The organism is Pseudomonas sp. GD03903, from assembly GCF_029840045.1.
GTDB lineage: Bacteria > Pseudomonadota > Gammaproteobacteria > Pseudomonadales > Pseudomonadaceae > Pseudomonas > Pseudomonas pseudonitroreducens.
The window spans coordinates 1-22,414 of the sequence record NZ_JAOCBT010000012.1 but is presented as its reverse complement, the minus strand read 5'-3'; the positions used below and the strand labels follow the sequence as shown (position 1 = coordinate 22,414).

General features: G+C 66.8%; 17 protein-coding genes. 4 read left to right on the top strand and 13 right to left on the bottom strand.

Translation table 11 applies throughout. The annotated features are described in order from the left end of the window. Positions 1–119: 119 nt before the first annotated feature. The 13 genes from N5C91_RS19260 to N5C91_RS19200 all read right to left on the bottom strand — a co-directional run bounded on the left by N5C91_RS19260 (position 120) and on the right by N5C91_RS19200 (position 17,409). Entirely contained in the window at positions 120–1,055 is a 936-nt protein-coding gene (locus tag N5C91_RS19260) for a LysR family transcriptional regulator (protein WP_236173635.1), read from the bottom strand. Positions 1,056–1,459: 404 nt separating this feature from the next. Continuing rightward, positions 1,460–2,164, bottom strand: a complete 705-nt coding sequence (locus N5C91_RS19255) for an NAD(P)H-dependent oxidoreductase (RefSeq protein WP_236173634.1) — start codon at positions 2,162–2,164, stop codon at positions 1,460–1,462. Positions 2,165–2,242: 78 nt separating this feature from the next. After that, the gene (locus N5C91_RS19250) at positions 2,243–3,661 is read right to left on the bottom strand and encodes an aldehyde dehydrogenase family protein (RefSeq protein WP_279831309.1); all 1,419 of its coding nucleotides are present in this window, start codon (positions 3,659–3,661) and stop codon (positions 2,243–2,245) included. Continuing rightward, a complete protein-coding gene (locus N5C91_RS19245; protein ID WP_279831306.1) occupies positions 3,654–4,844 on the bottom strand; it encodes a pyridoxal phosphate-dependent aminotransferase in 1,191 nt (396 codons plus the stop codon). Before N5C91_RS19245 ends, N5C91_RS19250 begins: the two co-directional genes overlap by 8 nt. Before the next feature lie 55 nt (positions 4,845–4,899). Further along, positions 4,900–6,510: a 5-guanidino-2-oxopentanoate decarboxylase gene (locus N5C91_RS19240; RefSeq protein ID WP_279831305.1), complete on the bottom strand. Its 1,611-nt coding sequence runs from the start codon at positions 6,508–6,510 to the stop codon at positions 4,900–4,902. 112 nt (positions 6,511–6,622) lie between these two features. After that, positions 6,623–8,710: an acetate--CoA ligase family protein gene (locus tag N5C91_RS19235; protein ID WP_279831304.1), complete on the bottom strand. Its 2,088-nt coding sequence runs from the start codon at positions 8,708–8,710 to the stop codon at positions 6,623–6,625. A gap of 65 nt (positions 8,711–8,775) precedes the next feature. Next, on the bottom strand, positions 8,776–9,936 hold the full coding sequence (locus N5C91_RS19230) for an acyl-CoA dehydrogenase family protein (protein ID WP_205338280.1): 1,161 nt from the start codon (positions 9,934–9,936) through the stop codon (positions 8,776–8,778). A 17-nt stretch (positions 9,937–9,953) separates the two neighbouring features. Further along, on the bottom strand, positions 9,954–10,742 hold the full coding sequence (locus tag N5C91_RS19225) for an enoyl-CoA hydratase-related protein (protein WP_279831303.1): 789 nt from the start codon (positions 10,740–10,742) through the stop codon (positions 9,954–9,956). A 393-nt stretch (positions 10,743–11,135) separates the two neighbouring features. Continuing rightward, positions 11,136–12,563 carry an amino acid permease gene (locus tag N5C91_RS19220; RefSeq protein ID WP_279831301.1) on the bottom strand — a complete coding sequence of 476 codons (1,428 nt, stop codon included), beginning with the start codon at positions 12,561–12,563 and terminating at the stop codon, positions 11,136–11,138. A 327-nt stretch (positions 12,564–12,890) separates the two neighbouring features. Beyond that, positions 12,891–15,134 (bottom strand): ATP-binding protein, encoded by a 2,244-nt coding sequence (locus tag N5C91_RS19215; protein WP_279831299.1) that lies wholly within the window; start codon positions 15,132–15,134, stop codon positions 12,891–12,893. After that, complete coding sequence (locus tag N5C91_RS19210) at positions 15,131–15,901, bottom strand: transporter substrate-binding domain-containing protein (protein WP_279831297.1); 771 nt, start codon at positions 15,899–15,901, stop codon at positions 15,131–15,133. Before N5C91_RS19210 ends, N5C91_RS19215 begins: the two co-directional genes overlap by 4 nt. Positions 15,902–15,904: 3 nt before the next feature. Next, positions 15,905–16,651 carry a response regulator gene (locus N5C91_RS19205; RefSeq protein ID WP_236173784.1) on the bottom strand — a complete coding sequence of 249 codons (747 nt, stop codon included), beginning with the start codon at positions 16,649–16,651 and terminating at the stop codon, positions 15,905–15,907. A 110-nt stretch (positions 16,652–16,761) separates the two neighbouring features. Then, entirely contained in the window at positions 16,762–17,409 is a 648-nt protein-coding gene (locus N5C91_RS19200; RefSeq protein ID WP_236173625.1) for a TetR family transcriptional regulator C-terminal domain-containing protein, read from the bottom strand. A gap of 200 nt (positions 17,410–17,609) precedes the next feature. Here N5C91_RS19200 and N5C91_RS19195 point away from each other — a divergent pair, with 200 nt between their 5' ends. From N5C91_RS19195 to N5C91_RS19180, 4 genes are all read left to right on the top strand, one after another. After that, entirely contained in the window at positions 17,610–18,713 is a 1,104-nt protein-coding gene (locus tag N5C91_RS19195) for a polyamine ABC transporter substrate-binding protein (RefSeq protein WP_236173624.1), read from the top strand. Positions 18,714–18,806: 93 nt separating this feature from the next. Then, positions 18,807–20,225, top strand: a complete 1,419-nt coding sequence (locus tag N5C91_RS19190; protein ID WP_279831294.1) for an aminotransferase — start codon at positions 18,807–18,809, stop codon at positions 20,223–20,225. A gap of 53 nt (positions 20,226–20,278) precedes the next feature. Further along, the gene (locus tag N5C91_RS19185; protein ID WP_279831292.1) at positions 20,279–21,148 is read left to right on the top strand and encodes a helix-turn-helix transcriptional regulator; all 870 of its coding nucleotides are present in this window, start codon (positions 20,279–20,281) and stop codon (positions 21,146–21,148) included. A gap of 247 nt (positions 21,149–21,395) precedes the next feature. Beyond that, positions 21,396–22,406, top strand: coding sequence for an alpha/beta hydrolase (locus N5C91_RS19180; RefSeq protein WP_236173621.1), 1,011 nt, complete (start codon positions 21,396–21,398; stop codon positions 22,404–22,406). Positions 22,407–22,414 lie beyond the last annotated feature (8 nt).

The window sequence follows — 22,414 nt, the reverse complement described above, 5'->3', positions numbered from 1 at the left end:
GGGTAGAAAAATAGCTAGCTAACCAACAAAGCATTGCCTAAAAAGCAACAATCCGCGCCGATCGTCCGAGAACGTTGATATAGAGCGGCTGCGACGATGCGCCACACTAGCCCTTTGCCTTACGCCCAATTGACGGGATCGTTGAGCGCTGCTTCGTCCTCTTCGAACACCTTCGGCAATTCCGTCTTGAGGAACTCGACCCAGGTGCGGATCTTCGCGTCGAGGAAGCGCCGCGACGGGTACAGCGCGTAGATCTGCCGCACGTGCAGGCTGTGCCGGGGCAGCACGCGCACCAGCGTGCGGCGGCGCAGGGCGGGGGCGGCAACGTAGCTGGGCAGCAGGCAGATGCCCATGCCGGCGGCGGCAGCGCCGGTCAGCGCCTCGGCGACGTTGACCATGAAGGTATCGCGCGGGCGGATCACGCTTTCCTCATTGCCTTCCTCGAAGGCCCAGCCCTCTGGGAAGGTCGGGTCCTGCAGGCGCAGGCACTGGTGCTGGTGCAGGTCGGCGACGCTGCTCGGAGTGCCGCGCCGCTTGAGGTACTCGGGGCTGGCGCAGAGCACGCTGTAGATGGTGCCCAGGGTCTGGGCGACGAATTCGGAGTCGGGCAGCTCGCGGTCGCGGGTGATGACCACGTCCTGGCCTTCCTCGAGGATATCCGGCTGGCGCTGCGCCAGGGTCAGCTCGATGTAGACCTCGGGAAAGGACTCGCAGTAGCGCGAGACCAGCGGGATCAGGTGCTGCTGGCCAAGACCGGTGAGCGAATGCACGCGCAGGCGGCCACGCGGCTTGAGGTGCGCGCCGCTGGCCTCGGCCTCGGCTTCCTCGACATCGGCGAGGATTTCCCGGCAGCGCAGCAGGTAGCGCTCGCCGGTCTCGGTGAGTGCCAGGCGCCTTGTGGTGCGGTGCAGGAGGCGCGCTTCGAGTTGCGCTTCGAGGTCGGAGACCACGCGCGAGACCTGGGCGGTGGACAAGCCCAGGGCGTTGGCGGCGGCGGTGAAACTGCCAGCATCCACTACCCGGACGAACGCCCGCATTGCGTGAAGTACGTCCATCCTTCCCCCTGCTTATCCGTCTTGTAGGAAACGACGACAATTATTGTCCGCGCCGCAAAACTGAATCGCAGTATAGGGTCGTTTTTTACCGATTGTTACCACGTATAGTGCCGGACAAGTCGCTGCAGCAACGTTGGGCATACCAGGCTCATCGTACGGCCGCCGATACACCAATCGGCGTCCATCTCCCCCGCGCATACCTGGCTGCAGCGACTGACTCTTTCTCCAGGGGCGGTCATCTTCGGATGACCGCCCTTTTTCGTTTCTGGCCAGCTGATTGCCAGGCGCAAGCCATTACACTGGGCAGAGGGCAGAACTTGTAGGAGCGAGCTTGCTCGCGAACCTGCTTGAAACCGGAGTCGCCGATTGACCCGTTCGCGAGCAAGCTCGCTCCTACGAAGAGCTCAGCGCGGCAGCGGGTAGAGGCGCTCGTCGAACTGCTCCAGGCGCACGAACTCCAGCGGCTGGTCGTTCTCCAGGTGCTGCAGACGATCCTGGTACTGGCGCAGGAAGTCCTGGCGCGCGTCGTTGCTGATGTAGGGCACGTGCCAGGCCACGAACGGCGGCAGCACGCTCATGCCGGTGTAGGCCAGGGTGCCGCGTAGGATCGGCCGCAGCATGTCTTCCAGCGGGCCATGAATGGCGCCGTCGCCGAACATGTGGTCGCGCCCGCCGAGGGTCACGCTGACCAGCGCCTTCTTGCCGGCCAGGCCGCCCTGGTCGTAGAAGCGCTTGCCGCCGTAGCAGATGCCCGAGACCAGTACGCGGTCGAACCAGCCCTTGAGGATGGCCGGCGCGGAGAACCAGTAGATCGGGAAGTTGAAGATCACCAGGTCGGCCCAGAGCAGCTTGTCCAGCTCGGCCTGGATGTCGGCGGCGATGGTCTTGGCCTTGGCGCCTTCGCGCTGCTCCAGGGCGTAGACCAAGTACTCGGGATTGGCGCGGGCGCCGAAGTCGGCAGCGCTGGCCACCGGGTTCCAGTTCATCGCGTAGAGGTCGGAGACCTGCACTTCGTGACCCTGGCCGCGCAGGGTTTCCTCGGCGAGCTGGTACAGCGCGGTGCTGAAGGATTGCGGTTCGTTGTGGGCGTGGACGATCAGTACGTTCATGGGAATTCCTGGTGATTCGGTGAGAGAGACAGCCCTCACCCCAGCCCTCTCCCCAAGGGAGAGGGGGCAAAAAAGCGTTTAAAGCTGGATGGCCTTGAGCTCGACGAACTCGTGCAGGCCCTGCTCGCCCCATTCGCGGCCGTTGCCAGACTGCTTGTAGCCGCCGAAGGGTGCGCGGTAGTTGAAGGCACCGCCATTGACGAAGCATTGGCCGGCGCGCATCTGCCGGGCGAGACGCAGGCCATCTTCGCGGTCGCCGGCCCAGACAGCGCTGGACAGACCGAACGGCGAGTCGTTGGCGATGGCGATGGCTTCTGCTTCATCGGCATAGGGAATCAGGCACAGCACCGGGCCGAAGATTTCCTCGCGGGCGATGCGCATCTGGTTGTTCACCCCGGCGAAGATCGTCGGCTGCACATAGTGCCCGCGCTCCAGATGCGCCGGGCGTTCGGCGCCGCCGCAGACCAGCTGCGCGCCCTCTTCCTGGCCGACACGCAGGTAATCGAGCACGGTGCGGCGCTGGCCGCCGGAGCACATCGGGCCGAGGAAGCTGTCGGCGTCCAGCGGGTCGCCCATCTTCAGCGCAAGGGTTTCGGCACGGGCGATTTCCACGGCTTCGGCATAGCGATGGGCCGGCAGCAGCATGCGCGTGAGCGCGGTGCAGGTCTGCCCGGAGTTGATCATCACGTCCTGCACACCATGGCGCACGGCAGCCGCCAGGTCGGCATCGGCGGTGATCAGGAACGGCGACTTGCCGCCCAGTTCCAGGCACACGCGCTTGACCGTCGGCGCCGCCGCTTCGGAGACCTTGACGCCCGCGCCGGTGGAGCCGGTGAACGAAACCATGTCCACGTCAGGATGCCGCGCCAGCGCTTCGCCGACCTTGGAGCCGGGGCCGCTGACCAGGTTGAACACGCCGGCCGGCAGGCCGATGGCGTGGACCATGTCGGCCAGCAGGAAGGCGTGCAACGGGGTGTCCTGGCTCGGCTTGACCACCACGGTGCAGCCGGCGGCAAGGGCCGGGGCGAGCTTGCCGATCAGCTGGTGCAGCGGGTAGTTCCAGGGGTTGATGAAGGCGCAGACGCCCACCGCTTCCTTGACGATCAGCGAGTTGCCGACCTCGCGCACTTCGTCCATGTGCGCGGCCATCGCGGCGTAGCTTTCCAGGCCCTCGATCGGCCCGTCGACCTGCACCATGCGGCACCACTGCACCGGCATGCCCAGCTCGGCGGTGATCAGCGCGGCCATCTCGTCGGCACGGTGCTTCAGTTGTTCGGCGAGTGCGCGGATGTAGCCGGCACGTACGTGGGACGGCGTCTGCGACCAGGCCGGGAAGGCGCGGCGCGCGGCGTCCACCGCGCGGTTCACATCGCCTTCGCCGCCCAGCGGCACGCGGCCGACGCATTCCTCGATGGCCGGGTTCTGCACCTCGGCCACGCCCTGCCCTTGCGGCGCCACCCAGGCGCCATCGATGTAGAGCTGAGAACGATCACGCATAACGTTTCTCCTGGAGCAGTTCGGCGGCGCACAGGGCGATGCGGCGGCAGGCTTCGCGCAGCGGCTCGGCGCCGAGCACCAGGCCCAGGCGAATGTGCCCGGCGGCGCTGGGGCCGAAGGCTTCGCCGGCGAGCACGGAGACGCCGTGGCGATCCAGCAGCACATCAGCGAAGTCCTGGGCGGAGAGCCCGGTGGCGCGGATATCCACCATCACGAACATGCCGCCGTCCGGGCGCAGGGCGCGCACGCCGACGCAATCGGCGAGGCAGTCGAGCACCAGGTCGCGGCGCTGGCGGTAGGCCTCGCGCATGGCTTCCAGTTCCGGCAGCTTGGCTTCCAGCGCGGTGCAGGCGGCGTCCTGGATGAAGTCCGGCGAGCCGTAAAGCATGCACAGGGCGAGGTTTTCCAGGTGCGCGCAGAGCTCGCGCGGGCCGACCACCCAGCCCACGCGCCAGCCGGTCATGGCGTGGGATTTCGACAGGCTGTTGAGGGTCGCGGTGCGCTCGGCCATACCCGGCAGGCTGGCGGGGCTGATGTGTTCGCCGTCGAACAGCAGCTCGCTGTAGACCTCGTCGGAGATCATCCACAGGTCATGCTTCACGCACAGCCCGGCGAGCTTTTCCCAGGTGGCGCGCGGCAGGCTGGCGCCGGACGGGTTGTGCGGGCTGTTGATGGCCAGTGCGCGGGTGCGCGGGGTGATCAGCGCGGCGACATCCTCGGCCTGCACGCGGAAGCCGTGCTCGGAACGCACCGATACCGGAATGACCTTGGCGCCACAGGCACCGAATACCGCTTCGTAGGTGACGTACATCGGTTCGGCGACGATGACCTCATCGCCGGGATTGAGCACGCACTGCGCCACGGCATACAGCGCGCACTGGGCGCCGGCCAGCACCACCACGTCATCGGCGGTGACGGCGTGGCCGCTGCGCTGGCTGTGACGGCGGGCAATGGCTTCGCGCAGCGAGCGTTTGCCACGCACGTCGGCGTAGTGGGTGTTGCCGGCCAGCAGGCTGTCGATGGCCGATTGCACGATGGGCACGGGAGTGTCGAAGTCCGGGTCGCCCACCGACAGCAGCAGGATGTCATCGCCCTGCTCCATGCGCGCCAGGGCGCGGTAATGGATGTCCCAGGCGGCGGCGCCGTCGCCGGCGATGCGTTGGGTGAAGTTCGAGTAGCGCATGGTGTTCATCCTTCATGGCGCCGGAGCCCAGAGGCCCCGGCGGGTGCAACAGGTCCTACTGGGCGCAGGCGTGTTTCAGCTCGATCAGCGTCACGCCCGGATGGGCGAAGCCTTCGCGCAGGTCGCGCTCCAGTTCGTCCAGGCTCTGCGGCTGGCGCATCTCGCAGCCGTAGGCGCGGCCGAGCAGGGCGAAGTCCGGGTTGCGCGGCAGGACGCCGATGGGCTCGATATCCAGGCCGATCATGTCGTCGCGGATCTGCCCCAGCGCATCGTTGTTCCACAGCAGCACCACCAGCGGGCTGTCCAGCTCTTCGGTGGCGGTCGCCAGTTCCTGCGCGGTGTAGAGGAAGCCGCCGTCACCCACCAGCACCAGGCCGGGGCGCTCCGGCGCGCCGAACTTGGCGCCGATGCCGGCCGGCACGCCATAGCCGAGGGTGCCGTAGCCGGTGGGGTGCAGCCAGCCGCGCGGCGCCTTGCTCGGATACAGATAGTTGGCGGTGTAGGCCAGCTGAGTCATGTCGCTGGCGATGAAGGCGTTGTCCGGCAGGACCTTGGCGATGCGCTGCAGAATCGACTTGTGGATCAGTTGCAGCGGCGCGTGGCCGCCGTCGATCTGCGCGCGCAGTTCGGCGATCCGCGACTGTGCTTTCGCCGCGTCACGGGCTGCGCTCGGCAGCGCGGCGAGCAGGGCTTCGGCGGTAGCTTTCGAATCGCCCAGCAGCGCCACCGCGCTCGGGTAGAAGTCATTGAACTTGCGCGAGTCGACGTCGACGCGAATCACCTCGCCAGTGACCGGCAGACGATCGCGCCAGAAGTCGGTGTCGGCCATTTCGGTGCCGATGGCGAGGACCACGTCGGCCTCGGCAATCATGTCCCAACCAGCCTGGGTGCACAGGGTGGCGCCAGCGGAGAGCGGCGCTTCCGGGGCCAGCAGGCCCTTGCCGGCGACGCTGGTGAACAGCGGTGCGGCCAGGCGCTCGCTCAGCGCAGCCAGGGCATCGGCGGCATGCAGCGCGCCGCCGCCGGCAATGATCATCGGGCGCTGGGCGGCCTGGAGTTTATCCACAGCCTGCCGGAGCGCATCGGCGCTGGGCTGGCCACGGCCGGCGCGGCGCACGACTTCTTGGGTCCAGTCGCGGGCGACGGGGTTGGCGAGCACGTCCAGCGGCACCGAGATGTGCACCGGGCGCGGGCGCTCGCTGTCGAACACGGCGAAGGCGCGGGCGATCAGCTCGGGCAGGTCCTCGGCGCTCAGGGCAACGGCGGAGAATGCGGTGATCGGCGCGGTCATGGCGCGCTGGTCCTGGGTCTCGTGCAGGCAGCCCCAGCCCTTGCCCAGGCTGGCGGTGTGGTTGACGCTGGAAATCACCAGCATCGGGATCGAATCGGCGTAGGCCTGGCCGATGGCGGTGGCGGCGTTGGTCACGCCCGGCCCGGTGATGATGAAGGCCACGCCCGGCTTGCCGCTGACGCGCGCGTAGCCGTCGGCCATGAAGCCGGCGCCCTGTTCGTGGCGGGTCAGCACGTGGCGGATGCCGCTGCCGGGCAGGCCGCGGTACAGCTCCAGGGTGTGCACGCCGGGAATGCCGAACACGGTGTCGACGCCATAGTTGGCCAGCAGGCGTACCAGGGCCTGGCCGCCGGTGAGGGTTTTGTTCTCTTGCATGAGGTGTCTCCCCAAGACTAATGCGTGGCCTTGTAGGAGCGAGCTTGCTCGCGAACAAATCCCAGAGCTGGGCTGTTCGCGAGCAAGCTCGCTCCTGCAGGGTGCGGAGTGTTCATTCAGCGACGCGGATCAGCGCATCCACTGCCACGGCGCCATCGGCATCCGCCAGCAGCGGGTTCACGTCCAGTTCCAGCAGGTTGTCCACGTGCTCGCAGGCGTAGTCGGCCACCGCACGGATCGCCTCCACCAGCGCCTCCAGGTTTACCGCCGCGCGGCCACGGAAGCCAGTGAGCAGCGGCGCGCTGCGCAGGCTCAGCAGGGCATCGCGGATCGCCGCGTCGGTGGTCGGCAGCAGCAGGCTGCGGCTGTCCTTGAGCAGCTCGACAAGGATGCCGCCGGCGCCCAGCACCAGCGCCAGGCCGAAGCCGTTCTCGCGCTTGATGCCAACGATCAGCTCGGCCAGCGGCGGGTTGGCCATGCGCTCCAGCAGCACCTGGTCGAACGGCACCGTGGGCGCGTGGCGGGCGATGTTCTCGCGCATGTCGAACAACGCAGCTTCCAATGCCGCCTCGTTGCGCAGGTTGAGCGCCACGCCGCCGGCCTCGGTCTTGTGCGGCAGCTGCGCGCTGACCACTTTCAACGCCAGCGGGAAGCCGACATCGGTGGCCGCTTCGCGGGCCTGGGTCGGCGTGCTCAAGGCGGCGCGCGGCAGCGGCAGGCCGAAGGGTTTCAGCGCCTGTTTGGAATGCCACTCGTCGAGCAAGCGGCCCTGGCCGTCGATGGCCTGCGGGCAGAGCGGCACCAGCGCGGCTTCGCCACGGGCCAGCAACGCTTCGCGGCGCTGGCGGTAATGGGCGATGCGACCCCAGGCGGCGAGGCCGTCTTCCACGCCCTGCAGCGCGGCAACGCCGTGGGAATGCAGCAGTTCGCGAGCATGTCTGGGCAGCAGTTCCGGCAGCGCGGAGGCGATGAAGCCGACCTTGCCGTGACGCTCCAGCGCGGCGCAGTACAGCTCCAGCAGCAGGTCGCACTGCGGGCGCTCGCCGGTCTCTTCGCCGGGGTAGTCGAGCACCAGCAGGGCGGCGTCGGCTTCGGTCTGCAGGGCGCTGTCGAGCATCCTGTCCAGCGCGGGACCGTCGCCCCAGATGGCGGTGGTGAAGTCCAGCGGGTTGGCGATGTTGGCGTAGTCCGGCAGCACCTGGGCCAGTTCCACGCGCTGCGCGTCGACCAGCTTGGGGAGGCTCAGGCCGTTGCGCTCGGCGTAGTCGGCGATCAGCCCGGCGTCGCCGCCGGAGCAGGCCAGCGCGGCGAGGCTGGGGCCGGCCGGCAGGTTGCCGCAGGCGGCGGCTTTCAGGGTTTCGATGAAGCTCACCGGGCCGCTCACGCGGATCACCCCGAGGCGGTCGAACAGCGCGTCGTACAGTGCATCGGAGCCGGCCAGGGAGCTGGTATGGCTGAGTGCGAGCTCGGCGCCGATCTCGGAAACGCCGGTCTTCAGGGCGATCACCGGGATGCCTTTCTGCAGCGCCTTGAAGGCGGCGCGGGCGAAGCCGGGAACATTCTTCAGGCCTTCCAGGTGCAGGCCGATGGCGGTCACGCGCGGCTCGTCGAGCAGCACGTCCATCAGTTCGGCCACGCCCAGCTGCGCCTGGTTGCCCACCGAGGCCATGTAGGCGATGGGCAGCGAGCGGTCGCTCATGGACAGGTTGTAGGCGAAGTTGCCGCTCTGGGTGAGCACCGCCACGCCCTTCTCGACCATGTGCCCGCCGTGGGCCACCGGCCACAGCGCGGAGCCGTGCAGGTAGTCGAGCAGGCCGTAGCAGTTGGGGCCGAGCAGGGCCATGTCGCCGGCGCTGGCGAGCAGCCGGCGCTGCAGCGCTTCGCCCTCGGCGCCGGTCTCGGCGAAGCCGGAGGCGTAGCAGATGGCGCCGCCGGCATCCTTGGCGGCCAGCTCGGCCACGGCCTGCAGGGTCAGGTCGCGGTTGGTGGCGACGAATACTGCGTCCGGCCCTTCGGGCAGCTCGGCGACGCTGCGCACGCAGGGCACGCCTTCGAGCTCGTCGTATTGCGGGTTGACCAGCCACATCGCACCCGGGAAGCCGCCTTCGGCGCAGCGCTTGAGCGCGCGCGCCATGCTGCGGCCGCCGATGAAGGCGACGTGACGGGGAGCCAACAGGCGCTGGAGGTTTTCTCTTTTCATGTCTTGTCTCGGCAATGTCGATCCCTCACCCCAACCCTCTCCCAGAGGGAGAGGGAGCGAAGGATTCAGCGCAACAACGGACGCAGCAGTTCGCGGGAAATGATGTGGCGCTGGATTTCCGAGGTGCCTTCCCAGATGCGCTCGATACGCGCGTTGCGCCAGATGCGCTCCACCGGGCCCTCGTCCATCAGGCCCATGCCGCCGAAGATCTGCACGGTTTCGTCGGCGACCTTGCCCAGCACTTCGCTGGCGAACAGCTTGGCCATGCCGGCTTCGCCGTCGGTCATGCTGCCGCGATCCATCTTCCAGGCGGTGTGCAGGGTCATCAGCTCGGCGGCGCGGATCTGCGTGGCCATGTCGGCGAGCTTGAAGGAGATGCCCTGGTAGCTGCCGATGGCCGCACCGAACTGCTTGCGGTCCGCCGACCATTGCAGCGCCAGGTCCAGCGCGCGCTGGGCCTGGCCGACGCAGTTGGCGGCGACCATCACGCGGCCGGCGGTGAGCCAGGCGTTGGCCACTTCCCAGCCCTTGTCGACTTCGCCCAGCACCTGGGAGGCCGGCACGCGGCAGTCGTCGAAGAAGATTTCGTAGGTGTGGTAGCCCTTGTTGCTGACGCATTTCGGGCCACGGCGCACGGTCATGCCGGCGGTGCCCTTGTCCACCAGGAAGGCGGTCACGGCGTTGCGCTTCTTGCCGTTGCGCTCGAAGGTGTCGGTCACGGCGAAGACGATGGCGAAGTCGGCGTGGCCAGCATGGCTGATGAAGTGCTTGGAGCCATTGATCACGAAGTCCTCGCCATCACGCACGGCGCGGGTCTTGATCGAGTTGGCGTCGGAGCCGGCGCCCGGCTCGGTGAGGGCGAAGCAGTCGATCTTCTCGCCCTGCACCACCGGCAGCAGGTAGTTCTGAATCTGCTCGCCCTTGCACGCCATGAGGATCTTCGAGGGACGTGCGACGAACACGTGCAGCGCCCAGGAAACCTTGGACAGCTCGCGCTCGACCAGCGCCTGGGACAGATAGTCGAGGCCGCCGCCGCCCACTTCCTCAGGCATGTTGAAGGCGTAGAAGCCAGCCGCCAGGGCCTTGCCACGAATCTTCGCGGCCAGCTCCGGGGACACCGCGTCGGCGCGGTCTACTTCTTCTTCGTAGGGCAGCAGCTCTTTCTCGACGAAAGCCTTGACCGCCTCGACGAGCATTTCCTGTTCTTGGGTCAGTTGGAAATCCATCACATCACCTGCAGCCGTCAGCGGCCTTTGAATTGGGGGGAGCGTTTCTCGGCCACGGCGCGCAGCGCCTCGGCGGCATCTTCACTGCGGCCGCAGAGCAGACCGGCGGCCTGTTCGGCTTCCAGCTGCTGGGCCAGGGTGCGGCTGGCGCCTTCGCGGATCAGGCGCTTGGTGTGGCCGAAGGCGTAGGTCGGGCCGGCCGCCAGACGCGCGGCGAATTCGCCGACGTGAGCCTGCAATTGATCGTCAGCGACCACTTCGCCGACCAGGCCGGCGCTCAGCCCGCGCTCGGCGTTCCAAAGCTCGTCGAGGAACAGCAGGCGCTTGGCCGCTTCGCTGCCGATCAGACGCGGCAGGTGCCAGCTGGCGCCAGCGTCCGGGCAGTAGGCCATGCCGGTGTAGCCGGCCTTGAACCGCGCAGAGGCGCCGGCGATGCGGAAGTCGCAGCACAGGGTCAGGTCCATCCCGGCGCCGACGGCAGTGCCGTTGACGGCGGCGATGGTCGGCTTGTCCAGGCTGTGCAGGCGGCGCATCAGGGCGTGGGCGGTTTCGGTCCAGCCGTAGGTTTCCAGTTCGCCACGGGCTTCGGCCTCGGCCCATTCGGCGAGGTCGGCGCCGGCGCAGAAGCTGCGGCCCTCGCCGGTCAGCACGATGACGCGCACGGCCGCATCGGCCTCATAAGCGTCGAGCAGGGCCAGCAGGTTCTTGAGTGTGGGGACGTCGAGCGCGTTGCGCTGCTCGGGGCGGTTCAGGGTGATCCAGGCGATACCGTCCTGGACCCGGCTGAGCGGGGATGGCTGAGTCATGCTGCCCTCGTTCTTGTAGTCGTTTGCTGAGGCGGATGAAGCGTTGGAGCCAATACTAAACACTTGTTCAGCAAGCCGGCAATCCACCCGAATGGGTGGCTTGTAACGCCCCGCCAAACGGCGGGAAGGCCGCGCGACGCGGGGGCTGAGGGGTTTCCCCAGGGTTTGCCCAGAGGCTTTGTTACAACTTCGAACAAACGGCCCTGCGGGCCTTCGCGGACGGAGCCCGTTCCTACCTGACCAGCGAGCGTAGGAGCGGACTCCGTCCGCGATTGGCCTCCGGCGGCTCCGGCCTTGGGCGGGTTCGCGAGCAAGAACTAGGCGTCCCCCTCGGTCCTACAAAGAGCCAAAGAAAAAGCCCCGCGAGGCGGGGCTTTTCCAATGCCGGAAGACTCAACCGATACTCGGCAGCGCCTCCTCGCTCAGCACCTGGCCGCGCTTGCGCTTGAGCAGGTAGTAGGCCAGGTAGCACGCCCCCATGAAGCCGAAACCCCAGTACAGCGACGGGCGCTGGGTCGGGTCCATGGCGAGGAACACGAACAGCGAGCAGCAGATCGCGATGCACGCCAGCGGAATCAGCGGGAACAAGGGCGCGGCGTACTTCAGGTCGGCCACGGTGCCGCCCTTGGCCATGTGCTCGCGGCGGAAGCGGTACTGGGCGTAGGCAATGACGATCCAGGTGACGGTGCCGGCCATTCCGCTCACCGCCATCAGCACCATGAACAGGGTGTCGGCGGCGACCACGCTGGTGAGCAGCGACAGCAGGGCGAAGCCCAGGCTGATCAGCAGCGCGTAGAGCGGCACGCCGCGGGCGCTGAGCTTGGACAGCTTGCGTGGCGCCATGCCGGTCTTGGACATGGCCCAGAGGATGCGCGTGGACGCGTAGAGGCCGGAGTTACCCACCGAGAGGATCGCGGTGAGGATCACGAAGTTCATCAGGTCGGCGGCGTAGGGAATGCCGACCATGTCGAACACCTGCACGAAGGGGCTTTCCATCAGCCCGGCCTGCTTCCACGGCACGATGCAGGACAGCACGACAATCGCCAGCACGTAGAAGATCAGCACGCGGAACACCACGTTGCGCACGGCGCGCGGGATGCTCTTTTCCGGCTGGTCGGTCTCGCCGGCGGCGACGCCCATGATCTCGCAGCCCTGGAAGGCGTAGACCACCGTCATCATCACCGCGAACACGGCGGACAGGCCGTTGGGGAACAGGCCGTCGCCGACCAGGTTGGACAGCCCCGGCGCGGCCTCGCCGCTGTTCAGCGGGATGGCGCCAAAGATCACCAGCAGGCCGACCACGATGAAACCGAGGATGGCCGCGACCTTGATTCCGGAGAACCAGTATTCCGCCTCGCCGAAGGCACGGGTGGCCAGGGCGTTGAGGGAGAACAGTACGACCACGAAGAAGCCCGACCACAGCCAGATCGGCACCTCGGGGAACCAGCGGGTCATCAGCATGCCGGCGGCGGTGAATTCCAGGCCGACAGTGGAGGCCCAGCTCATCCAGTACACCCAGCCGATCATGAACCCGGTGGCCGGGCCGATGAAGCGTGTGGCGTGGGCCTGGAAGGAGCCGGAGACGGGCATCTGCACCGACAGCTCGCCCAGGCAGACCATCACCAGGTACATCAGCAGGCCGGCGACCAGGTAGGCGAGGATGGCGCCCATCGGGCCGCCGGAACTGATGGTGACCCCCGAGCCCATGAACAGGCCGGTGCCGATCACGCCGCCGAGGGACAGCATGAAGATATGGCGGCTCTTGAGTGCGCGGGTGAGCTGGATCTTCTCGCCGCTCGTGGCGTGATGGGGCTCAGACATGGCGCACCTCCGGGAAACGGCGGGCGCGACGGAGCAGAACTCTACGTTGGATCATTATTGTTATCTCCAATCAATCAGAGGCCGTGGCTCGGGCACGGATGCCAGCGGATTATTGGAAGGCGATGTAAGACCCCGTTGTTTCCTCGGATCGAAGTTGTAGAAAGATGTAAGGATTTTGTGCAGGCCTTGTGGGACGAGGCTTTCAGCGCATTGGCACTTGTAGGAGCGAGCTTGCTCGCGAACGGATTTCCCCGATGAATCCAGAGCTGGGCGGATTCGCGAGCAAGCTCGCTCCTACAAAGTGAGGATCGGCCTGCTATGCCAGAGCTACACCTGAACGCTCTTCAGGAGTTCAGCGGCAACCGTCCTCTCTCGCTCCAGTCGTGCCACCCAATCGTCGGATAACGAACCCGCCAACGCCGCCTGCTCCAGCTCACTCAGGCAATCCCCCAACCCGCGCAACCCCATGGACCGGCAACTCCCGGCCAAGCGATGCGCCAGGCTCGCCACCTCGACGGCGTCATCCTGGCGCAGAGCCTCCAGCAGCAGCGGCCATTGCTCGTCCAGCAGCTTCCACAGGCTGGCGAGCAGTTCGTCCAGCTTGTGCTCACCCAGCAGGCGGCGATGGGTATCCAGAACCTGGCGATCCAGCGGGCCGTTATCCACAGCCTCCGGTAGCAGTTCCCAGGCCACGCCAGACAGCGCGCGGCGCAGGTCCTCCAGGCGCAGCGGCTTGCCCAGCACGCCCTGCATGCCCGCGTCGAAATAGCGCCGGACCATGCCCGGCTGCACACTGGCGGTGAAGGCATGGATCGGCGTGGTCGCATTGAGCCCGCCGGCCTGCGCGCGGATCGCCCGGCACAGGTCGAGGCCGTTCATGCCCGGCAGGTGCATATCCAGCAGGATCAGGTCGAAGCGCCGCGCGGCGGTCAGCGCCAGCGCCGGCTGCGCATCCTCGGCAAGCTGCACGCGGTGGCCGTCACGCTCGATCAGCGCCTGGGCAACCTCGCGGTTGAGGGCGACGTCTTCCACCACCAGTACGTCCAGCGCTGGCGCCTGTTCGACTGCCACGGTGGAGCGCGGCACCACGCCCGGCGCCAGTTCGATCTCGAACCAGAAGGTACTGCCCTCGCCTTCCAGGCTCTCCACACCGATCTCGCCGCCCATGGCCTGCACCAGCCGCTTGCTGATGGCCAGTCCAAGGCCCGTGCCGCCGTAGCGCCGCGCCACCTCGTCGCTGGCCTGGGTGAAGCGCTGGAAGATCTTTTCCTGCTGCTCGGCGGAGATGCCGATACCATCGTCGGTCACGCTGAAGCGCAGGCGCTGTCCCGCATCGCTGCTTCCAAGCACAACGACTTCCAGCAACACCTCGCCCTCTTCGGTGAACTTCACGGCATTCGCCAGCAGGTTGCTCAGCACCTGGCGCAGGAACTGCTCGGCGCCCCGGCAACCGTCCTGTACCTGGGGTTCGACGCGCAGGCGCAGGCAGGTGCCGTTGTCCTCGGCGCGCGGCTCCAGCAGGGTGACCACGTCGTCGAGCAGGCGGCGCAGGGAGAAGTCCACCGGCTCCGGCTGGCTGGCGCCGTCCTCCAGCTTGGCGAAGTGCAGCACCTCGTTGAGGATCGCCAGCAACCCTTCACCGGCTGTGGATAACGCTTCAAGCCGGCGCCGGTCCTGCTCGCCCAGCGGGGCGGCGCGCAGCAGTTCGGCCATGCCGAGAATGCCGTTGAGCGGTGTGCGAATCTCGTGGCTCATGGTGGCGAGGAAGCGGCTCTTGGCACGGTTGGCGGCCTCGGCCTCTTCCTTGGCACGGCGCAGGCTGGCCGTGCGCCGCTCGACCCGTCGCTGCAACTCGTCGCGCTTGCTCTGCAAGGCTTCGCGGTCAGCCTCGCGGCGACGCAGTTCAGCACGCAGCGCGCGGCGCAAACCGTCGAGGGCATCGGCCACGGTGTCGATTTCGTCTTCTTCGCCCGAGCGCTTCTTGTCCAGCGCCAGCTCGGTGCCGAGGTCGCCGCCGGTGAGCCCGCGCACGAAGTCGGCCATGGCGCGCAGGTGGCGTGTGACCAGGCTGTGGAACAGCCAGCTCAGCGCCACCGCCAGGCCGCAAAGGAACACGCCCATCCACAGCAGGCTGGCGAGACCGCCATGGAGCAGGCGCAGGTAGACGGCGCCCAGGTCGACGTTGACTTCCAGCTCGCCGAGGTCGCGGCGCTCGCCGTCCGGCGGCTGGAAGGCCAGGGCGTAGCGCTCGGTACGGAACGGCCCGCGCGTGTCGTCGGCGTCCTGCACCAGGTTGAAGTCGGCACTGCGCAGGCGCACCTGGGCGATGTCGGGGAAGTCGGCCAGGCCGTGCAACTGCACGTTCAACTGTTCCTGGTTGAGGTCCCAGAGGCTGCGCTCGAAGCTGGCGAGGTAGCCGATGCGGATCAGCTCCAGGCGTGTATCGATGTCGCGCATTTCACGGCGGTACTCGAAGTACAGCTGCACGGCGCTGGCCAGCACGGTGAAGCACAGGCTGAACAGCAGCACCCGCAGCAGCAGGCGACGGGCCAAGCCGCCGGGCAGCCTCATCGCGGCACCCCGTCGCCGGCCAGCATGGCGCGGTAGTCGCGCTCGCTCTGCTCCAGCCAGCGGGCGACGCTGCCGTCATCCACGCGCTTCTTCAGCAGCACATTGATCTCGTCCATCCGTACGGCAAGTGGCGAATGGCGGGAGACGGCGATGCGCAGGTAATCCACGGTCAACGGCCGGGGCAAAGCAACAATGTCTTCGCCACCGGCCAACTGCTCGACGAACAGGGTGCCGGTGCGCCGCTCGTGGGCGATGAAGTCGATGCGCTGGCGGATCAGCTTGCCGAAGTTCTGTCGGCTGTCGGAGACCCATTCGACGTTACCGTGCTCGGCGACGAAGCGGTCGAACTCGGGCCCGTAGCTCTCGCCGAAGAGCAACCCGCCACGGTAGCTCGCCAGGTCGCCCAGGCGATCGAAACGTACCGGTTTGCGGCGGTTGTAGAAGATCGCCACTTCCTCGCGCAGCACCGGCACGCGGGAGAACAGCAGGCCGTCGTCACGCTGCGGGGTCTGGTAGGCGAGCACCACGTCGACACGACCCTCGGCGGCGTCCAGCAGGCAGCGCTTCCAGTTGCCCAGCACCACGGTCTTCACCTCGTAGCCCAGTTCGCCGAGGACGCTGCGCACGGTCTGCGGGGCCAGGCCGCGAACTTCGTGGCCGTCGCTCCAGGAGATCGGCGGGTAGACGGGGTAGTCGCAGTAGCGAATGGGTTCTGCGGCCCCAGCCACACCGAAGAAGGCCAGGCACAGCAGGGCCAGCCAGCGCATGGCTCAGGCGTCGGCAGGCGTGGCAGTGAACAGGTAGCCGGCGCCGTGGATGGTGATGATCAGCTCGGGTTCGGCCGGATCGTCGCGCAGCTTGCGGCGCAGGCGGCCGACCAGCACGTCGATGGAGCGGTCGTTGGGCAGCCATTCGCGGTTGCGGATCTGGTCCATCAACTGGTCGCGGCTCAGGGTGTGGCCGGTGTTGCGCAGGAACACACCGAGCAGCTGGAATTCGCCGTGGGTCAGCGGGGTTTCGCTGCCATCGCGGTCGATCAGGCGGCGGCGGTCCGGGTCCAGCGTCCACTGGGCGAAGCGCTTGTGCTGCTGGCGCGCGCCCGCAGCGCAGCTGGCGGCAGGTTGCCGGGCGTGGCGCACGCGGCGGATCAGGTTCTTCGCGCGGGACACCAGCTCGCGCGGGTTGAGCGGCTTGATCACGTAGTCGTCGGCGCCGCATTCCAGGCCGACGATGCGGTCGATGTCGTCGTTGCGCCCGGTGATCAGGATGATGCCGACCTCCGAGCGCACGCGCAGCTCGCGGGTCAGGGTCAAGCCATCCTTGCCGGGCAGGCGGATGTCGAGCATCACCAGGTCGATGGGCTGTTCGGCCTGCTCGGCTTCGGCCAGGCTGGCCTCGGCCTGTTCGGCGGTGCCGGCGCAAAGCACGTCATAGCCTTCCTCGCCGAGGTAGGCCTGGAGCAGCTCGCGAATCACCGGATCGTCGTCGACGATCAGTACACGGGAAGTCATCGCAATACCCTGCTGAAGCCACCGCTCGTGACGGGGCCATTCTTGTTATGCGTGGAGGTAGAGCTGTAGGAACCGTCCTGCAGATGGCGGCAGGTTACCGCCCGCTGAACAATCGATCAACAGGCTCCCGACGCCCGACAGAAGCGCTGCCGGCCACCGTGCTGGAGGCCATCCACCCAGGCTTCGCAGATCTGCACGCCCTGCTCCGGGGTGAAGGTGTTGGGGTTCAGGCCGGACTCCAGCCACAGGCCGTCGAGCAACGCGCTGAGGGCGATGGCGGCCAGCTCCGCATCGAAGTCGGACCATTCCTGCTCCCGCGCCAGCTCGCCGAGCGCCTGCGCCAGCAAGGAGCGGTACTCACCGTAGGAATGGTCGTGGGCCTTGTTGATTTCCTCGGCCGTCTTCACCGCGCCCCAGAACGCCAGCCAGGCATCCAGCAGCTGCGGGTCGAGCAGTTCGGCGCAGAAGGACGCGCGGAAAAACGCCGACAACCGTGCTCGGGCATCCGGCGCCGCCTCGGCAATGGCCTCGCGCAGCAGCTGCATCACCCGTCCGGTGACCGTCAGGTAGGCCTCGGCCACCAGCTCGTCCTTGCCCGAATAGTGGTGGTTGATCAGCCCCACCGAGACGCCGGCCTCGGCGCAGATCTTGCGTATGGATGCTCCCTGGAAGCCATGGCGCTTCAGGCACGCGAGGGTGGCCTCGATCAGCAGCGCCTTGCGCTGTTCCGGCTCCAGTCGGGTAAAGCGGACTTCCTCGTTCATGCCTGGCTCCTAGGGTTTCAGGTGGTCAATCTGAACGATTGTTCGACAAGACGCCAGCGTCAGGGTCTGTTGCGGCTCGCGTCGAAACACCAACGCCCCTTACCTACCCGTTCGGGGAATGGCCGGGGAACCGGCCCTGGTCGACAGTGGCTGCATCCGCGATATCTCCAATCCATAACAAAATCAAAGGTGGGACTGACATGCAGAAAACGCTCGCAGCAGTACTCAGCGCGGCGCTGGCGACCTTGCCGGCACTGGGTCACGGGGAGGAAGCCGGCGGCGCGAAGACGCTGCGGCTGTACAACTGGACCGACTACATCGGCGAACACACCATCGCCGACTTCGAGAAGGAAACCGGGATCAAGGTGGTCTACGACACCTTCGATTCCTACGAGACCGTGCAGGGCAAACTGCTGCCCGGCCGCTCGGGCTACGACCTGGTGGTGCTCAACGCCGCCCTGGTACCGCCGCTGCTGAAAGCGGGCGTGTTCCAGCCGCTGGACAAGTCCAAGCTGCCCAGCTGGAACAACCTCGATGCGGACGTGCTCAAGCACCTGGACCACTATGATCCGGGCGTGAAGTACTCGGCGCCGTACACCTGGGGCAGCAACGGCATCACCTACAACATCGACAAGATCAAGCAGCGCATGCCCGACGCACCGATCGGCTCGCTGGCGATGCTGTTCGATCCGAAGATCGTGTCGAAATTCGCCGATTGCGGGGTGACCATCATCGATTCCCCCACCGACGTGATCCCGCTGGCCCTGGCCTACCTCAAGCGCGACCCCAACAGCGCGCTGCCCGAGGACCTGAAGGCCGCCCAGGACCTGCTGCAATCGATCCGCCCGTATATCCGCAAGTTCGACTCCACCAGCTACCTCAACGGCCTGGCCAACGGCGACCAGTGCATGGCGATGACCTGGTCCGGCGACTACGCCACCGCCCAGGCCCGCGCCGACGAAGCCGGCGCCAAGGTCAAGCTGGGCTACTTCGTGCCCAAGGAAGGCTCGCTGATCTGGTTCGACGACTTCTACATCCCGGCCGACGCGCCGCACGTGGAAAACGCCCACAAGTTCATCGAGTACATGCTGCAGCCGAAGGTTGCCGCGGGCGTCGCCGACTACATCCGCTACGCCTCCAGCAACGCCGCCGCCACCCCGCTGCTGGCCGCCGAAGTGCGCAATGACCCGGCGATCTACCCCGACGCCGAGACCCGCGCCCGCCTGTTCACCCAGAAAGTGCAGAACCCCAAGGCCACCCGCCTGATCACCCGTACCTGGAACGCGGTGAAGACCGGGACCTGATGGATCGCCAACCACCCGCCCCGGCCTGAGCGCCGGGGCACGGGGAGAAGGCTCTCCCCCACCATGAATAACCGAAAGTCCGAGGTACAGACGATGACCACCCCAACCCCAGCCTTCTTCGCCCAGTTCAACGACGAGCAGCTGGTCGCCGCCGACAAAGCCCACTACATGCACGGCTACCACGTGTTCGACGATCACCGGGTCAACGGTGCGTTGAACATCGCCGCCGGCGAGGGCGCGTATATCTACGACACCAAGGGCAATCGCTACCTGGATGCCGTGGGCGGCATGTGGTGCACCAACATCGGCCTGGGCCGCGCGGAAATGGCCGACGCCATCGCCGAGCAGGTGCGCCAGCTGGCCTACTCCAACCCCTTCTGCGACATGGCCAACGTCACCGCCATCCAGCTCTGCGAGAAGCTCGCCGAACTGGCCCCGGGCGACCTCGACCACGTGTTCCTCACCACCGGTGGCTCCACCGCCGTGGACACCGCCTACCGGCTGATCCAGTACTACCAGAACTGCCGCGGCAAGCATGAGAAGAAGCACATCATCAGCCGGGTCAACGCCTACCATGGCTCGACCTTCCTCACCATGTCGCTGGGCGGCAAGGTTGCCGACCATCCGGCCGAGTTCGACTTCCTCAAGGACGTCATCCACCACATTTCCTGCCCCAACCCCTACCGCGCACCGGAAGGGATGACCGAGGGCGATTTCCTCGAATTCCTGGTGAAGGAATTCGAAGACAAGATTCTCGAACTGGGCGAGGACAAGGTCGCCGCCTTCTTCGCCGAACCGATCATGGGCTCCGGCGGCGTGATCATCCCGCCCAAGGGCTACCACCAGCGCATGTGGCAGGTGTGCCAGAAGTACGACGTGCTCTACGTCGCCGACGAAGTGGTGACCTCCTTCGGCCGCCTCGGCGCGTTCTTCGCCTCCGAGGACGTATTCGGCATGCAGCCGGACATCATCACCACCGCCAAGGGCCTGACCTCCGGCTACCTGCCGCTGGGCGCGTGCATCTTCTCCGACCGCATCTGGAAGGTGATCGGCGAAGCCGACAAGGGCCGTTGCTTCGCCCACGGTTTCACCTACAGCGGGCACCCGGTGAGCTGTGTCTCGGCGCTGAAGAACATCGAGATCATCGAGCGCGAGAACCTGCTCGACCACGTGAAGGACGTCGGCTCCTACCTGGAGCAGCGCCTGCAGGAACTGGCCGAGCTGCCGCTGGTGGGCAGCGTGCGCTGCCAGAAGCTGATGGCCTGCGTCGAGTTCGTTGCCGACAAGCGCAGCAAGGTGCTCTTCCCCGAGGAGCTGAACATCGGCGAGAAGATCCACCTGCGCGCCCAGGCCAAGGGCCTGCTGGTGCGGCCGATCGTGCACCTGAACGTGATGTCGCCGCCGCTGACCATCACCCGCGAGCAGGTCGACGAGATCGTCGACACGCTGCGCGAGTCGATCCTCGAGGCCGCCGCTGACCTCCAGCGCAGCGGTGATTACGCGGGGCACTGATGATCGATCCTAGGATTTTGCCTACACCCCGGCAGCCCTTTATGCTGCCGGGCATGAGCGAATCTCAGGCACTGAGCGAAACCTCCGACGCACTGGCCCTGCATGCCTGGCATGCGGGGCTGGCGCGCGTCATGGCCAGTGTCGGCGAGGTCGTCTTCGTCGAACGCCTGGCAGACGCCCTGGGCTGCCTGGTACCACTGGAATCGGTGATGCTCGGCCTGGAGCAGCGCGGCCAGCCGCCGCAACCGCTGTACCAGCGCGGCATCGACCCGGAACACCATGAGGCGCTGATCGACCGCTACTACGCCCGCGGCTACCTGCTCGACCCCTTCTGCCTGGCCATGGAAGACGGCCTCACCGAAGGTTTCTACCCGCTGGCCGACATCGCCCCGGACGACTTCTTCGCCAGCGAGTACTACAAGACCTACTACCTCAAGTTCGGCTGCACCGAGGACTGCCACTTCATCATCGACCTGGGCGAGGCGCGCAAGGTCTCGCTGTGCCTGTACCAGGGCAAGAGCGGCGCGCGCTTCAGCGAAACCCAGCTGGACCTGCTGGCCACCGTGCTGCCGCTGGTGCGCGAGCTGATCCGCCAGTTCGAACGCAACGGCGGGCTGGACCTGCTGCTCGCCGGGCGCGGCGTAAGCGTCAGCCCGGCGGATGCCCAGGCGCCGCTGAACCGGCACATCCGCGCGGCCTTCATGAACTTCGGCGCCGACCAGCTCACCGAGCGCGAGCGGGAAATCGCCCACCTGCTACTGCGCGGCCACTCGGTGAAATCCAGCGCGCGGGTGCTGGATATCTCGCCCGAGACGGTGCGCATGCACCGCAAGCACCTCTATACCAAGCTGGAAATCAATTCCCAGGCGGAGCTTTTCTCGCTGTTCATCGACTGGCTGACTGGCGACGCCACCGCGGCCTGACACCCGCTTTTGTAGGATGGGTGGAGCGAAGCGGGTCCTGGCCTGTAGGAGCGAGCTTGCTCGCGAACCACTCGACCGCAGAGCCGCCGGGAAATCGGGTCGCGAGCAAGAACTGGTCGCCCCCCCTCGCTCCTGTAAAAAAGCGCTCCTCGCATTACCCGCCGATGCGGCATCCCGCCCGGAAATCTGCCAACCTATGTCCATTCCCGCTGTCTGACCCGTGCCCCACCACCAGGAGAGCTCCCCGATGCCCCGCCGCTGGCTACCCGCCTTGCTGTTGGCCGCCGCCCTGCCGCTGCACGCCGCCGAATCCAAACCCACCTTTGGCCCGGAACTGGAGCGTTTCAACTACTCCTACCCGGTCGGCCATTACAGCTTCGCCTCCCAGGGCCACCACATGCACATGGCCTATATCGATGTGAAGCCGAAGAAGCAGCCCAACGGCCGCACCGTGGTGCTGCTGCACGGCAAGAACTTCTGCGCCGGCACCTGGGAAACCACCATTGCCGCGCTGAGCGATGCCGGCTACCGCGTGGTGGCGCCGGACCAGATCGGCTTCTGCAAGTCCACCAAGCCCGAGCGCTACCAGTACAGCTTCCAGCAACTGGCGACCAACACCCACGCGCTGCTGGAGCACCTGAAGATCGGCAAGATCACCCTGCTGGGCCACTCCACCGGCGGCATGCTCGCCACCCGCTACGCGCTGATGTACCCGCAGCAGGTCGAGCAGTTGGCGATGGTCAACCCCATCGGCCTGGAAGACTGGAAAGCCCTGGGCGTGCCCTACCGCACCCCGGACCAGTGGTACGAGCGCGAGCTGAAGACCAGCGCCGAGGGCATTCGCCAGTACGAGCAGGCGACCTACTACGCCGGCCAGTGGAAACCTGAGTACGACAAGTGGGTGAACATGCTCGCCGGCCTGTTCAATGGCGCCGGCCATGAGCGCGTGGCGTGGAACTCGGCACTGCTCTACGACATGATCTTCACCCAGCCGGTGGTCTACGAATTCGGCCAGCTGAAGATGCCGACCCTGCTGCTGATCGGCACCAAAGACAACACCGCGATCGGCAAGGACATCGCCCCGGACGATCTGAAGGCCAAGCTGGGCAACTACGCCGAACTGGGCAAGGCGACCGCCAAGGCGATCCCCAACGCCACCCTGGTGGAGTTCGACGACATGGGCCACGCGCCGCAGATCCAGGACCCGAAACGCTTCCACGAAGCGCTGCTCAAGGGCTTGGCGGACCTGAAGCACTGACCTGGCAG

Excerpts from the sequence above, each read along its gene's own strand:
- N5C91_RS19215 (WP_279831299.1), bottom strand. The coding sequence starts at position 15,134 with ATGAGGCTGCCCGGCGGCTTGGCCCGTCGCCTGCTGCTGCGGGTGCTG.
- N5C91_RS19225 (WP_279831303.1), bottom strand. The coding sequence starts at position 10,742 with ATGACTCAGCCATCCCCGCTCAGCCGGGTCCAGGACGGTATCGCCTGG.
- N5C91_RS19260 (WP_236173635.1), bottom strand. The coding sequence starts at position 1,055 with ATGGACGTACTTCACGCAATGCGGGCGTTCGTCCGGGTAGTGGATGCT.
- N5C91_RS19235 (WP_279831304.1), bottom strand. The coding sequence starts at position 8,710 with ATGAAAAGAGAAAACCTCCAGCGCCTGTTGGCTCCCCGTCACGTCGCC.
- N5C91_RS19250 (WP_279831309.1), bottom strand. The coding sequence starts at position 3,661 with ATGCGTGATCGTTCTCAGCTCTACATCGATGGCGCCTGGGTGGCGCCG.
- N5C91_RS19200 (WP_236173625.1), bottom strand. The coding sequence starts at position 17,409 with ATGAACGAGGAAGTCCGCTTTACCCGACTGGAGCCGGAACAGCGCAAG.
- N5C91_RS19245 (WP_279831306.1), bottom strand. The coding sequence starts at position 4,844 with ATGCGCTACTCGAACTTCACCCAACGCATCGCCGGCGACGGCGCCGCC.
- N5C91_RS19190 (WP_279831294.1), top strand. The coding sequence starts at position 18,807 with ATGACCACCCCAACCCCAGCCTTCTTCGCCCAGTTCAACGACGAGCAG.
- N5C91_RS19195 (WP_236173624.1), top strand. The coding sequence starts at position 17,610 with ATGCAGAAAACGCTCGCAGCAGTACTCAGCGCGGCGCTGGCGACCTTG.
- N5C91_RS19230 (WP_205338280.1), bottom strand. The coding sequence starts at position 9,936 with ATGGATTTCCAACTGACCCAAGAACAGGAAATGCTCGTCGAGGCGGTC.
- N5C91_RS19210 (WP_279831297.1), bottom strand. The coding sequence starts at position 15,901 with ATGCGCTGGCTGGCCCTGCTGTGCCTGGCCTTCTTCGGTGTGGCTGGG.
- N5C91_RS19220 (WP_279831301.1), bottom strand. The coding sequence starts at position 12,563 with ATGTCTGAGCCCCATCACGCCACGAGCGGCGAGAAGATCCAGCTCACC.
- N5C91_RS19185 (WP_279831292.1), top strand. The coding sequence starts at position 20,279 with ATGAGCGAATCTCAGGCACTGAGCGAAACCTCCGACGCACTGGCCCTG.
- N5C91_RS19180 (WP_236173621.1), top strand. The coding sequence starts at position 21,396 with ATGCCCCGCCGCTGGCTACCCGCCTTGCTGTTGGCCGCCGCCCTGCCG.
- N5C91_RS19240 (WP_279831305.1), bottom strand. The coding sequence starts at position 6,510 with ATGCAAGAGAACAAAACCCTCACCGGCGGCCAGGCCCTGGTACGCCTG.
- N5C91_RS19255 (WP_236173634.1), bottom strand. The coding sequence starts at position 2,164 with ATGAACGTACTGATCGTCCACGCCCACAACGAACCGCAATCCTTCAGC.